Genomic DNA, 13703 nt, shown 5'->3' on the forward strand with positions numbered 1-13703 from the left:
CATGTGGCAGGGCGGTTTTTTTACTCTTTATTGCTTGAGTAGCAGATTGCCGGAAACCTGTATCTGGATCTTGCTTTCCCCGGCCGCAACACTGGGCGCACTCATGTCGGATGCCATAGCGGTTTCGGCGCGTGCATAAAGGGCTCTTGCAATCGGAATGTTTGGCGTGTTGATGTGGGTTTCCAGTAACTGATATTCGTTGCTGGCGAATTCGGATGCAATCAGCTGCGCGCGTTTACGGTATGTCTGAATCGCTTTTCGGGTTAATTGTTCGAGAACCGCTTTACGGCGGGTGTCGGATACACTGAATTGCATGGATTTATATTCCAGATGCGGCTGAATTTCATCAAGAACGGCCATTTCCTGCGGACGGTTTTCGAAATGAATGCTTAACGACTGCTGACCGCGCCAGTGGCTGATTAACTGTTTCTGATAGACCGGGTAGATATTGTACTGCGATGTCTGAGCGACAATATCCGGATAGCGTTTTAAAACAGCGAAAGCAGATTTCATTCGTTTGTTGATCTGCTCCGTAACCGCTTGCGGCGTGGCGCCCTGTGCCACATGGCTGAAGGTGATCGACACTCGGTCATTGTCGACGTTTTCACTTTCGGTAATGGAAAAGTGAATTTTGTGTCCGGAAGGTTCCTTGTCACCGGCCAGCGCCGGCTGCATGCTCAGCGTGCACAGGAATAGCGCAAAACTCGATAGCGTGAAAAATAGACTGCGGCGGCTCTGTTTCGTTGGCATGAAACGCTCCTTATGGTTTTAACGGCGGAGATTCACACAGTCTTGCCGGCCGTTTAGCAGGGCAAAAAACGTGCAAAATCCTTATTGAAACGCTTCGATTATAGCGTGGCGGCAAGAGGGAAATGTTATAATTTTGCGCTCTTTGAACGGCCTGGGGCAAAACATATTTTTCGCCAAGGAGGATCGCAATCCGACTGAGCGCTTTGTGGCATACCGCGAAAATTTGCGGATGAAAAGCGTTCCGGCGAGGCCCCGGTCTGTGCTTACAAAAACAAAAGGTTACATTATGTCTATTCCTGAACCGAATTCTATGAGTCCTGTCGAGCGCAGAGCGGCTTTTTCGATTGCTGGAATCTTTTCTACCCGCATGCTCGGCCTGTTTATGATTTTCCCGGTCTTTGCGCTTTTTGCCGAGCAGGAATTCCAGAATATTACCGGTACCCAGATCGGAATCGCCATCGGGATTTACGGCCTGACCCAGGCGCTGTTGCAGATTCCTTTTGGTACGCTTTCCGATAAGTTCGGGCGCAAACCGTTAATTATCGTCGGGATGCTGATTTTTATGCTCGGTTCGGTTATCTGTGCACTCGCCGACTCGATCGAAATGATGATTCTCGGCCGGGCTTTGCAGGGGATGGGGGCGGTGGCCGCGGTGCTGATGGCGTCGGTGGCCGATCTGGTGCGTGAGCAGTATCGTTTGCGCGCCATGTCGATTGTCGGTATGACGATCGGTCTCTCTTTCACCTTGTCTCTGGTCGCCGGTCCGCTGTTGAGCGCCTGGATCGGCGTTCGCGGTATTTTCTGGGTGATTGCACTGCTTTCCTTAATCGGAATTCTACTGGTGATTTTTGCCCTGCCGAAGATCGAAAATCAGGCGTTTCAACGTGAAGCACAGACCGATATGAGTCAGTTTTCGGACATATTGCGCCACGGCCAGTTGTTGCGTCTGGATCTTGGGGTTTTCGTCCTGCACGCAATCCTGACGGCGATGTTTGTGGTGATGCCGCTGACCTTGCGTGATTCCGCCGGATTGCAGGCGGTTGACCACTGGCATATCTATTTGCCGGTCATGCTTCTCTCATTTGTTCTGATGGTTCCGTTTATTATTCAGGCGGAAAGCAAGGGGCGCATGAAACAGGTATTTGTCGGTGCGATTGCAGCCATTACCCTGATGCAGTTGAGTTTTATCGGCTTTGAACAGAGCTTCTGGATGCTGTTTGTACTCTTGCTGATTTTCTTCACCGCGTTTAATCTGCTGGAGGCTTCACTGCCGTCGCTGGTGGTTAAATTATCGCCGGCGGACAAGAAAGGAACCGCCAGTGGCGTCTACTCGACCAGTCAGTTTATCGGTGCGGCAATCGGTGGTGCATTAGGGGGCTATTTTTATCAGCATTATGGTTATAATGGGGTCTTTGTTTTGACCAGCGTATTGGGTATGATTTGGCTTTTGGCGGCGATGACTATGGAGAAGCCGATGCCTTTAAGTATCGCTTCGGTTCCGTTGGGTCGCGTTGATGAGAGCGACGTTGCCGGACTGGAGAAAGCGCTGGCTGCTTACGACGGCATTTACGAAGTCGTCATCCGTCCCGACGAGCAGCGTGCTTATTTTAAAATCGACCGTAAGCAATTAAACGAAGTCACCCTGATCGAATATATTGAACAGAGTTCCGAATCCTTGAGAAACAGAGAGAGTAAAGAGTTATGCGAGGCGTAAACAAAGTCATCCTAGTTGGCACCCTTGGCCAAGATCCTGATGTTAAATATGCCGCCAATGGTAACGCCATTGCAAACTTAAGTGTTGCCACCAGTGAAGAGTGGAATGATAAACAGACTGGCCAGAAGCAGCAGAAAACGGAATGGCACCGCGTAGCGATTTTCGGAAAGCTGGCCGAGATTGCCGGACAGTATTTGAAAAAAGGCTCTCAAGTCTATCTTGAGGGGAAACTGCAGACGCGCAAGTGGCAGGATCAGAACGGTCAGGACCGTTACAGCACCGAAGTGGTTATCAGCGGGTTTGACGGTCAGATGCAGATGCTGGGCGGACGTCAGTCCGATTCGAGCTTCGATAACGGCGGTTATGGGCAGCAGAATCAAGGTGGCGGCTTTGGCGGCGGTGCGCCTATGGGCGGCGGTATGAACGCCAATCAAGGCATGGGCGGGCAACAGGCTCCGCAACAGTCGGCTCCTATGGGACAACAGCCTCAGCAAAACCCGATGGGCGGAATGAATCCGGGAATGGGACAGAACGCCGGTCAACAAACACCGCCTCCAATGGGCGGAAATCGTCCGATGCAGCCGCAGCAGGCTCCTGCTTATGCTCCAAACGATTTTGACGATGACGACGTTCCGTTTTAATCGTCGACTGTTGCTTTCGACGGGAAACTAAAAAAGCCCCTTTTTAGGGGCTTTTTTGTTTGCAGACTGTTTTTAGCGTCGAAAAACATACCTTTTTACAAGGTCATAAGAAAATCATTATGTGTTGATAAAAATTTTATTTATGGCTTTCGATAAAATTGTGTTATCTTTTACGTGTGCGATCCAAAGCATGTTTTTTGTATAAACCTTTATTGTGTAGGGGAGTTGATCTGCGGGTCCACTCCCTTTTTTTTATCCGCAATTCAAGTTATCGGATCTTTCGCCGTTATCTTTCCTACAAGGGAGGCATAAAATGGCAGAAGCAGTAGTCAAATTATCACCTGGTACGGAATTTCTGTTCCGCCAGATGGAAAAGAAAGAGCGCCAGAACGAAGAAGCGCGGCGGCTGCATCATGAATCGACCCAGGATGTCGAGTTGGATTTGGTCGAAGGTTTCTTTCGTCAGATCAAAACGCAAAATATCTTTATTCAAACCGTCGGTATTAATGGTAAAGCGGAATCCACGATTCTTTCCAAAGCGATCTTCAGCATGAATAAGGTGGTTAAAGTCTATTACAGCACCAGCTTTGATGAAGATAATACCGGGTTTATTCGAGTGCGTTCGGACAATCAGCTGCAACAGATTGTGATTGAACGGATGCATGGTTACCGACCTCAGCCGGAAGTTTTGTATCAAAGTGCCGACCAGTGCCATATTGTCCGCTGGATGATTAAATGGTTGATGCCGAGAATCGATTGGCGTAAAACCAAGTTGGCGAATTTGGATTTGTATCGGCTTTTTTCCGAGAAGCGCGAAAAAGATGCGCTGCAGAAAAAACTGGAAGAGGCGGAGGTCGAAGGCTAAGAGCCGTCGCTAAATCTCTGAAGTGGATTAAGGAAGGCATAGCTTTGAGCTATGCCTTTTTTGTTTTTAATGACTGCGGTTTACCGCCAGATCGGCTAGCGATAACAGCGCTTGTTTGAGTTCGCTATCGTCCAGTGATGCCAGTGCCTCTTGAGCGGTCTGGGCTTCTTGGCGCGCAATTTCGTAAGTGTATTCGATTGCGCCGGAGTTCTGGATAATGTCGCTCACCTGGTGCAGCAGGGTGATGCCGTCCGACTCGATTGCGCGACGCACAAGTTCGCGTTCTTCTTCCGTGCCCTTTTGCATAATATAGATCAGCGGCAAAGTCGGCTTGCCTTCGGCCAGATCGTCACCGATGTTTTTGCCCAGTTCTTCGGCATCAGCCGTGTAGTCCAAGGCGTCGTCAACCAGCTGGAAAGCAGCGCCTAAATGACGGCCATAGGCGATGAATGCTTCCTCCAGTTCCGGTTTTTCGGCCAGGATCGGTCCCATCTGGGTGGCCGCTTCGAAGAGCTTGGCGGTTTTGCGGTGAATGACTTCCATATAGCGTTCTTCGGTTGTGCTGGCATCATGCACATTCAGCAGTTGCAGCACTTCGCCTTCCGCGATGACGTTCGTGGCCGCCGACATGACCTGCATAATGCGCATAATTCCCGGCTCGACCATCATTTCAAATGAACGCGAATAGAGGAAATCGCCGACCAGAACGCTGGCGGCGTTGCCCCAGACTTCATTGGCGGTTTTATTGCCGCGTCGAGTGTCGGACTCATCCACCACATCGTCGTGAAGCAGTGTCGAGGTATGGATGAATTCGATTACGGCTGCCATCAGGTGGTGATCGGTTCCTTGATAACCACAGGCTCGGGCGGACAGAAGGGTCAATAACGGGCGCAGGCGCTTGCCGCCGCTATTGATAATGTAGTGACCGATCTGGTTGATGAGGACTACGTCCGAGGAAAGGCGATCCAGAATTAATTGATCAACCGCTTTAATATCATCGGCAATGAGTTTACGAATTTGTTGCAGAGTCATCGGGCCTACTCTCGGTCACCTTTCACTAAAAGCCGCTATTTTAGTATGAAAGTCCGGCTTTAGCCAGTTTTAGGGCATGTCATTGACATCGTTTTCAATGCGGCTTTGATCGATTTGCTATTAAGTCGTAAATTAATACAATAGCTTGGAAAATTTACACGAAATTTCAGATACTTAATGAGTGATTGAGGTTTTTGGGTTGCCTCCTTGACGCCGCTCCGTTCGTTAAAACGTGGTTTTTACCTAATTATCTGAAAAACCTTGAATTTATCTTTGACCTGTAAATCAAAAACTTATATAATCCTGCCTTCGCTGAATAGCGGCTTATTAAAAAGAATTTTAGATATCCGGGAGAGATATAATGTACGCAGTTATTAAAACCGGTGGTAAGCAGTATCGAGTTCGTGAAGGTCAAATCCTACGCATTGAATCTTTGAATGCAGAAGCAGGTGATGCGATTGAGTTTGACGAAGTATTGATGGTTGGTGAAGGTGCAGACGTTAAAGTTGGTGCGCCTCTAGTTGAAGGTGCTAAAGTTGCAGCGACTGTTGAATCAAACGGTCGTGGTAAAAAAGTAACCATCATCAAATTCCGTCGTCGTAAGAACCGCTCGAAAACTAAGCAAGGCCACCGTCAGAACTACACTGAAGTTAAAATCGGTAAAATCTCAGCTTAATGGCTTAGCCCTTAAGCTTGCTTAAAGTAGACTAGTTTTAATTTAAAACGGCAGCTGAATCTGAAGAGGGTTCAGCTCTGTTAACAAAAGGATAGCACCATGGCTCATAAAAAGGCAGCAGGTAGTACTAAAAACGGTCGCGATTCCAACGCCAAACGATTGGGTGTGAAAGCATACGGCGGTGAAGCTGTATCAGCTGGTAGCATCATCGTTCGTCAGCGTGGTACTAAATTCCACGCGGGTGACAATGTTGGTCGCGGTAAGGATGACACTTTATTTGCAAAAGCGGACGGTAAAGTTGCTTTCGTAAACAAAGGTAAGCCAGTACGTACTTACGTAACAGTCGTTGCTGAATAAGTTTTATTTAGCTTTCAACTGCTTGAACGCCCCGCATTGTCGGGGCGTTTTTGTTTTTTAGCAGGAAGTTAGGATTTTGCCTACGCTTAATATGCGGGGGCTCTGCTAAAATAAACCCCATTTGAAATAATCCACACACCAAGAGGATAAACATGCAGTTTGTTGATGAAGCAACCATCTTTGTACAGGCCGGTCGCGGAGGGAACGGTATTGTCAGTTTCCGCCGTGAGAAATACATTCCTTTTGGTGGCCCGAACGGCGGCGACGGCGGCGACGGCGGTGATGTCATTCTAAAAGCCGACCGAAACCTGAATACGCTGGTGGATTTCCGTTATACCAAAAGCTTTAAAGCGCAAAATGGCCAATCCGGTATGGGGCAGCAGAAAACCGGTTCTGCCGGAGACGATCTGGTGATTCCGGTACCGGTCGGTACGGTGGTTTATGATGTCGATGCCGATCAGGTTATCGGCGATCTGACCGAGCACGAGCAGACTCTGATGGTCGCTCAAGGCGGTCGTCACGGTCTTGGTAACGTGCATTTCAAAAGTTCGAAAAACCGTACGCCGCGCCAGTGTACGCCGGGTGAAGACGGCGAAGACCGCAATTTGCGTCTGGAACTGAAAGTTCTGGCGGATGTCGGTCTGCTCGGTTTGCCGAATGCGGGGAAATCGAGCCTGATTTCCTCCGTGTCAGCAGCGCGACCTAAGGTCGCCAACTATCCGTTTACTACGCTTTATCCGAATTTGGGCGTTGTTTCGATTTCACCGGAAACCAGCTTCGTTATCGCCGATATTCCTGGATTGATCGAAGGCGCGGCGGAAGGTGCCGGTCTGGGAATTCAGTTCCTGAAGCATCTTTCGCGTACCGGTCTGCTGCTGCATGTGGTCGATATTGCACCGATGGATGATTCCGATCCGGTGGAAAGCATTCGCGTGATTCAGCAGGAGCTGGAGAAATATTCCGACGAGTTGCTGGATAAAGAGCGCTGGCTGGTTCTGAATAAAATCGATCTGCTTCTGGATGAGGAGGTGGATGAGATCGCCGAGCGTATTCTTAAAGAAACGCAATGGCAGGGGCCTGTCTATCGTATTTCGGCAGTAGAGCGTAAAGGGACTCAAGAGCTGATGAACGCGATTGCCCAACAGCTGCATGAAAACCGCTTGCAGGCTCAGGAAGAGGAAGCGGCGGAACAGGCTCGGGCGCAGAGAGCGCCGGTGGAAGAAGATTTCGATTTCTAATCATTAATCATGTTTCAGGGATAAAAACAGTCGATGCGTCGCGAAGATTTGCAGAATACCCAGCGCTGGGTCGTTAAGATCGGCAGTGCGCTTTTAACCAATGACGGTAAGGGGCTTAATAAGGAGGCTCTGGCGCATTGGATTGAACAGATAGTCGCCTTGAAGCGAAACGGCAAGGAAGTGGTGATTGTCTCTTCCGGCTCGGTTGCCGAGGGGATGCAGCGTTTAGGCTGGACAACCCGGCCTGAAGCTTTGCATGATCTTCAGGCGGCGGCGGCCGTCGGTCAGATGGGATTGATTCAGGCGTATGAATCCAAATTTGCGCGCTACGGAATTCAAACGGCGCAGATTCTGATGACGCACGACGATCTCTCGAATCGTAAGCGTTATCTGAATGTGCGCAGTACCATCCGTGCTTTATTGGAATATGGCGTGGTGCCGATTATCAATGAAAACGATACGGTCGTGACGGACGAGATTCGCTTCGGCGATAACGATACGCTTGGTGCTTTGACTGCGAACCTTATCTCTGCCGATGTTCTGGTGATTCTGACTGATCAGAAAGGGCTTTATAACGATAATCCTCGTACCAATCCGGATGCCGAACTGATTTCAGAGGCGAAAGTCAGTCGTAAAGATATTGAAGCGATGGCTTCTCCTGAAGGGGGCGCACTCGGTAAGGGCGGTATGTATACCAAGGTAATGGCCGCCAAGCGCGCGGCGCGCTCGGGGACCTTGACCTTGATTGCTTCCGGTCGGGAGGAAAATATCTTGGTTAAGCTGGCTTCCGGTGTGGAGTGCGGCACTTTGCTGATTCCGGATGTCGAGCCGATGACGGCGCGCCAGCAATGGCTGGCCGGGCATTTGCAGGCAAAAGGGCGTCTGATTCTGGATGCCGGAGCGGTGCAGGTTCTGAAAAACTCCGGTAAAAGTCTGTTGCCGATCGGTGTTAAGGCGCAGAGCGGCAGTTTCCAGCGCGGTGAAATGGTGATCTGTGTCGATGAATCCGGTAAAGAGATTGCCCGCGGTCTAGTGAACTATCCGGCCAATGAGTCGATTAAAATTCTCGGCCAGCCGAGCCATCAGATCGCCTCGATTCTAGGGTATATGGAAGACGAGTCGCTGGTACACCGGGATAACCTGGTGTTGAGTGAATAAGTTTTGAACATGAAAATGCCGCTATAAAGCGGCTTTTTTATGGGCGCTTGAAACAGGGTTTTGAATTTGTCCGGCTGTGACAATTTAGTCTTGCGGACTCCAGATCGCAACCTGATTGCGTCCCGCTTTTTTAGCTTGATACAGGGCTTTATCGGCGCGTTTATAGATGGTGTGTTCCGATAGGCCGTCGAGATCATGGGGCAACGGGTAAGCGCCGATCGAAGCGGTTACGATCTGCTGCTCACTTTCAGTGGACTGGTTCTCGATATTCAAGCCCTCAATGCTCAGACGCAGTGCTTCCAGAGAGTCGCGAAGTTCTTGCGCGGATAAACCGGTGATGATCAGCGCAAACTCTTCGCCGCCGATGCGGAATGCGAAGGCGCTTTCCAATTGATGACAATATTCTTTAATGCGCTCTGCTAGCTGCTGTAGGACTTTATCGCCGTAATAGTGGCCGTAGCGGTCATTAAGGTTTTTGAATTTATCGATGTCCATCATGACAAGAGACACGCCTCGGGCAATATCCGCTTGTGAATGACGTTTTTCATACAGCACTTTATTAAAGTGGCGGCGGTTATACAGGCCGGTTAACTCGTCTCTGATGGTCATCTCTTCCAATCGTTTTTGCGCCGTGATGTCGCGTCGCGTTGTGCGAACCTGACGTAGCCTTCCAAGCGTACTCATTTCCGGAACGGCGGTAGCGTGAACCCAGAGATCTTCACCGTTCTTTTTCTGCGCAATCAATTCGCCGCTCCAGGTTCTCCCTGTCTTGAGGTATTCCCAGATTTTGTCCGGATCAATCCCCAGTTCATGCGAGTTTTGGTGCATCAGAATTTTATGCGGTTTATTGATGAGCTCTTTTCGCGAATAGCCGGTCAGCGTGCATAAGCTGTCGCTGACCCAGATCATTCTCTGGTTGGCATCGGTAATGGATGCATAATTGAGTTCGTTGATGGTGCCCAGATAAGATTGAAGCTTATTCTGATAACGCTTCTGTACCCCGAGCAGTATCAGGGTAAACAGGAATATTCCGCCGATGACCGAGAACGGAAGAACCAGTTTGCTGTAGTCATATTCCTGAACGATTCTCAGCTGTAACCAATCGTTGTAGATACGGTTTTTTTCCGATTCCGGAATGGCGTCCAGCGCTTTTTGCAGAATATCTCGCAGAATGGCGTTTTCCAGGTTAGCCCCCATGGCCAGTTCGAAACGCGGGCCAATCTGTCCGGCGATCTTAAGGTTCAGGTCTCCGAGTTGTTTGAGTTTGTGGCTGATTGCGGCCAGGTTGCCGAAATAGGCCAAGGCTTGACCTTCCTGCACGGCTCGGATTCCGGCTTCAATATCCTGGACTTCAAGTATCTTGATTTGTGGGTTGTGTTGCTGCAGATAATCGAAACTGGCGTATCCCTTAACGACGGCGATAGTCTGGCCGTTTAGCTGGTCAATCCCTTGAATGTAGTCGAGTGATTCTTTACCCAGAGCGACCATCGGAAACGAGAGGTAAGGGCTGGTGAATTTAGCGTAGCGTTTGCGCGCGTCGGTGGCGACAGCGCAGGAGAACATGTCCAGTTCGCCGTTCTGCATTTTTTCGATGACTTGGTTCCAGCTCAGGTTTTGCACCGGCTCAAAACGGATATTGAGCAGTTTTTCGAGTTGTCGCAGATAGTCTGCGGCCAGCCCCTGATAATTTCCCTGCGAATCGATAAATTCAAAGGGCGCCCAGTCGATATCGTTGGCAATCCGGATCACCGGATTCTCTTTGAGGTAGGTGCGTTCCTCTTCAGTCAGGTGGATGTGATACGGCTTGAAAATCAATTTGTCCGGGTCGAACTGTTTAAGCTGCGTTTCATTCACCATGCCTAAAGAGTGCATGTCATACACTAATGCTTTTAGTCGCTCGGAGGAAAGGTGGCCGATAGGAGCCTTGCCGTTGAGCACGAATTCTCCGGTGCGGTTGGCTTCATATAACAAAGCCTTGCGGCTTTTTTTAACCGGGTAGCTCTGTAGAACGTAGTCGACAATCTCCATCGGGTTTTCGAGGGCGTAGTGCCAGCCGCGAATGGTCGCGCGTTTAAAGGCTTCGAGCTGGTCGGGATGCTTACTTGCGAAATCTTGCGAGGTAAAGGTGAAATCGCCATAAGAGTTAATGCCGAAGGATTTTGGGTCGATCAGCGAGTAAGTGAGGTTTTTTTCGTTTAACTGAGCCGGTTCATTGGTGCTGAAAGCGGAATAAAAGTCGACTTTCTTATCGATAAAATCTTGAACATTAGCGCTATGCGGCAGTTGCTGAATATCGTCTGCAGTCAAGCCGGCTTTATTGAGTAAGGCGTAAATCTCATAATTGTGTGCAAACATTAATTTTTTCCCTGCAAGATCGTGCAGGGAGTCGATCGGTTTATGCGCCAGAAACACAATCGGGGAGTACTGCAAAGAAGGGAAAAGGATTTTGATCGGCTTGCCGTTGATGTAATCTTTGAGAATCAGACTTCCGTCCACGCCGATTTGGTAATCGCCGCTAACCACCTGATCGATGATGCTGTCTCCGTTCCAGGCATTCAGTTGAACGTCGAGGCCGGCATCGTTGTAGAAGCCTTTTTTTTGAGCGGCGTAGAATCCGGCATATTCGAATTGGTGATGCCAGTTGAAAAGCACTTTGATCGGAACCGGAGAATCCTCAGTGGCAATCGCTCTGAACGGAAATGTAAGACTGAGTAACCAAAAGAGAGTGACAACAAAAAACGCTAGACGGTTGCCGGTTGGTATCATCGCTTAAGGTTCCTTAAAAACTGCTTCTATCTCTTCAAGTATAAAGGGTGTAGAAACGATGTTTTAGTTTGTTTTACCCTGGAAAGAGTCTTTTCTGAGTGCTTACCATAGCAAAGTCTTGCGGTGCTTTTTTGTATTTATTATTTACTTGAACTCGTGGTCAGGAATGAGATGGCGATCCAGATCGATAAAAAACGCTATTGGAAACTCCCAGAAGAATCAATCGGATACTGTATCGATCCGACTTTTTTTGAATCGCTGGGTTGAAAATATTTCAAATGCCCCCATATCTGTTGACAGCTTTATGCTGATGAATAAAATGATTAGCACTCTAAAGTTTGGAGTGCTAATTTTTGCTTTATGCTTACGCGATTTGCCGCGGGCTTAAAGCACACGGATTGCTGTTTTAGTGGAATAGTTTAAACGGCGTCCGGAAAACCTCTTTTTTATATGTATTTTGATATCTAACTTTTTAGGGAGAAACCTATGAACATTAAACCTTTACAAGACCGCGTTGTGATTCGCCGTGTTGAAGAGAAAAAGCAAACTGAAAGCGGGATCCTTCTTCCGGGATCTGCTCAGGAAAAAGAGAACATGGGTGAAGTGGTCGCTGTAGGTCCTGGTAAGGCTTCTGATTCTGGCGCGATTATCGCCATGACAGTTAAGGTCGGCGATAAAGTTATGTTCGGTCAGTACTCTGGTCAGGAAGTTAAGGATGATAACGGCGAAGCGTTAATGATTATGCGCGAAGACGATATTATCGCGATCGTAGAGTAATAAGGTTGATTCAAATTTAGATTTAGTGGCCTGGATTTTCAGGTCGTCTTAACAAAATAGAGGAATTTAAGAAGATGGCAAAAGACGTCAAATTCGGTTTAGATGCTCGCGAAAAAATGGTTGATGGGATCAACATTCTTGCGGACGCAGTAAAAGTAACCCTTGGGCCTAAAGGTCGTAACGTTGTACTTGATAAGTCTTTCGGTGCGCCGACTGTAACTAAAGATGGTGTTTCTGTGGCACGTGAAATTGAACTTGAAGATAAGTTCATGAACATGGGTGCGCAAATGGTGAAGCAAGTTTCTTCACAGACCAACGATGTTGCCGGTGACGGTACCACAACGGCTACAGTTCTTGCGCAAGCGATCGTTCGCGAAGGGATGAAGTCGGTTGCAGCGGGTATGAACCCAATGGATCTTAACCGTGGTATTCACAAAGCGGTTGAAGCCGTTGTTGCGGAAATCAAAGCAATGGCTAAGCCTTGTGATACCAAAGCTTCTTGGGCTCAGGTTGGTACTATCTCAGCAAACTCCGACGCTAAAGTCGGTGAAATGATTGCCGAAGCGATGGAGCGTGTTTCTACCGAAGGTGTTATCACCGTTGAAGAAGGTTCTTCTCTGGAAGATGAACTGGTGGTTGTAGAAGGTATGGAATTTGACCGCGGTTACCTGTCTCCTTATTTCACGACTAACTCAGACAAAATGATTGCAGAGTTAGAAGCGCCATTCATCCTGTTCTACGATAAGAAAATTTCTAACATCCGTGATCTAATGCCGACGCTGGAAGCGGTTTCTAAAGCGAGCCGTCCACTGTTGATCATTGCGGAAGACGTTGATGGTGAAGCGCTAGCGACGCTAGTAATTAACCAAATGCGCGGTATTCTGAAAGTTGCGGCTGTTAAAGCGCCTGGTTTCGGTGAGCGTCGCCGTGCAATGCTGCAAGATATGGCCGTTCTAACCGGTGGTACGGTTATTTCTGAAGAAGTCGGTCTAAGCCTGGAATCTGTAACTCTGGACCTTCTTGGTGAAACTAAGTCTGCAGTCATTGGTAAAGACACCACTAAACTGATCGATGGTGCTGGTTCTAAAGATGATATCGACAGCCGTGTTGCGCAAATCAAAGCTCAGCTGGAAAGTACGACTTCCGAGTACGATAAAGAGAAGCTGCAAGAGCGTCTGGCAAAACTTTCCGGCGGTGTTGCGGTTCTTAAACTTGGTGCGGCTACCGAAGTTGAGATGAAAGAGAAGAAAGACCGTGTTGACGATGCGTTGCATGCGACGCGTGCTGCGGTTCAGGAAGGTATCGTTCCAGGTGGTGGTGTTGCTCTGGTTCGTGCGCTTTCTAAAGTGTCTGTTGAAGGTGATAACGACGATCAAAACGTCGGTATCCAGATCGCTATGCGCGCTATGCAGGAGCCAATGCGTCAGATCGCGGCAAACTGTGGTCTTGAAGGTTCTGTTATCGTAAACAAGGTAATGGAAGGTGAAGGTAACTTCGGTTTCGATGCGTCTAAAGAAGAGTATGTTGACATGCTTGAAGCGGGTATTATCGACCCAGCTAAAGTGACGCGTTCTGCACTGCAAAACGCAGCATCTGTTGCCGGTTTGGTTCTGACTACGGGCGCGGCGATTGCTGACCTGCCTTCAAAAGGTGGCGATGATGCTGCTGCAGCGGCAGGCGGAATGGGAGGAATGGGCGGCATGATGTAATTTCTGTTTGAGGCTTTCGT

The 13703-nt window shown here is 48.8% G+C and carries 12 protein-coding genes; 9 read left to right on the plus strand and 3 right to left on the minus strand.

Going from position 1 to position 13703, the window contains the following annotated elements; genetic code table 11:
- Positions 1-27: 27 nt before the first annotated feature.
- Complete coding sequence (locus HQN79_RS02145; RefSeq protein ID WP_173284056.1) at positions 28-750, minus strand: SIMPL domain-containing protein; 723 nt, start codon at positions 748-750, stop codon at positions 28-30.
- Positions 751-1036: 286 nt separating this feature from the next.
- On the opposite strand from HQN79_RS02145, the gene HQN79_RS02150 reads away from it, so the two are divergent.
- The 3 genes from HQN79_RS02150 (at position 1037) to HQN79_RS02160 (ending at position 3970) form a co-directional block, all read left to right on the plus strand.
- On the plus strand, positions 1037-2464 hold the full coding sequence (locus HQN79_RS02150; RefSeq protein WP_173284057.1) for an MFS transporter: 1428 nt from the start codon (positions 1037-1039) through the stop codon (positions 2462-2464).
- Positions 2452-3105 (plus strand): single-stranded DNA-binding protein, encoded by a 654-nt coding sequence (ssb, locus tag HQN79_RS02155; RefSeq protein WP_173284058.1) that lies wholly within the window; start codon positions 2452-2454, stop codon positions 3103-3105. Before HQN79_RS02150 ends, ssb begins: the two co-directional genes overlap by 13 nt.
- Positions 3106-3418: 313 nt before the next feature.
- Positions 3419-3970 (plus strand): hypothetical protein, encoded by a 552-nt coding sequence (locus HQN79_RS02160; protein ID WP_173284059.1) that lies wholly within the window; start codon positions 3419-3421, stop codon positions 3968-3970.
- Positions 3971-4036: 66 nt separating this feature from the next.
- Here HQN79_RS02160 and ispB read toward each other — a convergent pair whose 3' ends face one another.
- On the minus strand, positions 4037-5002 hold the full coding sequence (gene ispB, locus HQN79_RS02165; protein ID WP_173284060.1) for an octaprenyl diphosphate synthase: 966 nt from the start codon (positions 5000-5002) through the stop codon (positions 4037-4039).
- Between the two features lie 361 nt (positions 5003-5363).
- On the opposite strand from ispB, the gene rplU reads away from it, so the two are divergent.
- From rplU to proB, 4 genes are all read left to right on the plus strand, one after another.
- Positions 5364-5678: a 50S ribosomal protein L21 gene (gene rplU / locus HQN79_RS02170; RefSeq protein ID WP_173284061.1), complete on the plus strand. Its 315-nt coding sequence runs from the start codon at positions 5364-5366 to the stop codon at positions 5676-5678.
- A gap of 99 nt (positions 5679-5777) precedes the next feature.
- Entirely contained in the window at positions 5778-6035 is a 258-nt protein-coding gene (gene rpmA / locus HQN79_RS02175; protein WP_173284062.1) for a 50S ribosomal protein L27, read from the plus strand.
- A gap of 152 nt (positions 6036-6187) precedes the next feature.
- Positions 6188-7273: an Obg family GTPase CgtA gene (cgtA, locus tag HQN79_RS02180; protein ID WP_173284063.1), complete on the plus strand. Its 1086-nt coding sequence runs from the start codon at positions 6188-6190 to the stop codon at positions 7271-7273.
- Between the two features lie 33 nt (positions 7274-7306).
- Positions 7307-8431: a glutamate 5-kinase gene (gene proB / locus HQN79_RS02185; RefSeq protein ID WP_173284064.1), complete on the plus strand. Its 1125-nt coding sequence runs from the start codon at positions 7307-7309 to the stop codon at positions 8429-8431.
- A gap of 84 nt (positions 8432-8515) precedes the next feature.
- Here the strand turns inward: proB and HQN79_RS02190 are convergent, their stop codons facing one another.
- Complete coding sequence (locus tag HQN79_RS02190; RefSeq protein ID WP_173284065.1) at positions 8516-11197, minus strand: diguanylate cyclase; 2682 nt, start codon at positions 11195-11197, stop codon at positions 8516-8518.
- A 486-nt stretch (positions 11198-11683) separates the two neighbouring features.
- Between HQN79_RS02190 and HQN79_RS02195 the strand changes: the two genes are divergently transcribed.
- Positions 11684-11974: a co-chaperone GroES gene (locus HQN79_RS02195; RefSeq protein WP_173284066.1), complete on the plus strand. Its 291-nt coding sequence runs from the start codon at positions 11684-11686 to the stop codon at positions 11972-11974.
- Between the two features lie 74 nt (positions 11975-12048).
- Entirely contained in the window at positions 12049-13683 is a 1635-nt protein-coding gene (groL, locus tag HQN79_RS02200) for a chaperonin GroEL (RefSeq protein ID WP_173284067.1), read from the plus strand.
- The last annotated feature ends 20 nt before the right edge of the window (positions 13684-13703 follow it).

The organism is Thiomicrorhabdus xiamenensis (assembly GCF_013282625.1).
GTDB lineage: Bacteria > Pseudomonadota > Gammaproteobacteria > Thiomicrospirales > Thiomicrospiraceae > Thiomicrorhabdus > Thiomicrorhabdus xiamenensis.

Coding starts and splice junctions, on each gene's coding strand:
- HQN79_RS02145 (WP_173284056.1), bottom strand. CDS start 750: ATGCCAACGAAACAGAGCCGCCGCAGTCTATTTTTCACGCTATCGAGT.
- HQN79_RS02150 (WP_173284057.1), top strand. CDS start 1,037: ATGTCTATTCCTGAACCGAATTCTATGAGTCCTGTCGAGCGCAGAGCG.
- ssb (WP_173284058.1), top strand. CDS start 2,452: ATGCGAGGCGTAAACAAAGTCATCCTAGTTGGCACCCTTGGCCAAGAT.
- HQN79_RS02160 (WP_173284059.1), top strand. CDS start 3,419: ATGGCAGAAGCAGTAGTCAAATTATCACCTGGTACGGAATTTCTGTTC.
- ispB (WP_173284060.1), bottom strand. CDS start 5,002: ATGACTCTGCAACAAATTCGTAAACTCATTGCCGATGATATTAAAGCG.
- rplU (WP_173284061.1), top strand. CDS start 5,364: ATGTACGCAGTTATTAAAACCGGTGGTAAGCAGTATCGAGTTCGTGAA.
- rpmA (WP_173284062.1), top strand. CDS start 5,778: ATGGCTCATAAAAAGGCAGCAGGTAGTACTAAAAACGGTCGCGATTCC.
- cgtA (WP_173284063.1), top strand. CDS start 6,188: ATGCAGTTTGTTGATGAAGCAACCATCTTTGTACAGGCCGGTCGCGGA.
- proB (WP_173284064.1), top strand. CDS start 7,307: ATGCGTCGCGAAGATTTGCAGAATACCCAGCGCTGGGTCGTTAAGATC.
- HQN79_RS02190 (WP_173284065.1), bottom strand. CDS start 11,197: ATGATACCAACCGGCAACCGTCTAGCGTTTTTTGTTGTCACTCTCTTT.
- HQN79_RS02195 (WP_173284066.1), top strand. CDS start 11,684: ATGAACATTAAACCTTTACAAGACCGCGTTGTGATTCGCCGTGTTGAA.
- groL (WP_173284067.1), top strand. CDS start 12,049: ATGGCAAAAGACGTCAAATTCGGTTTAGATGCTCGCGAAAAAATGGTT.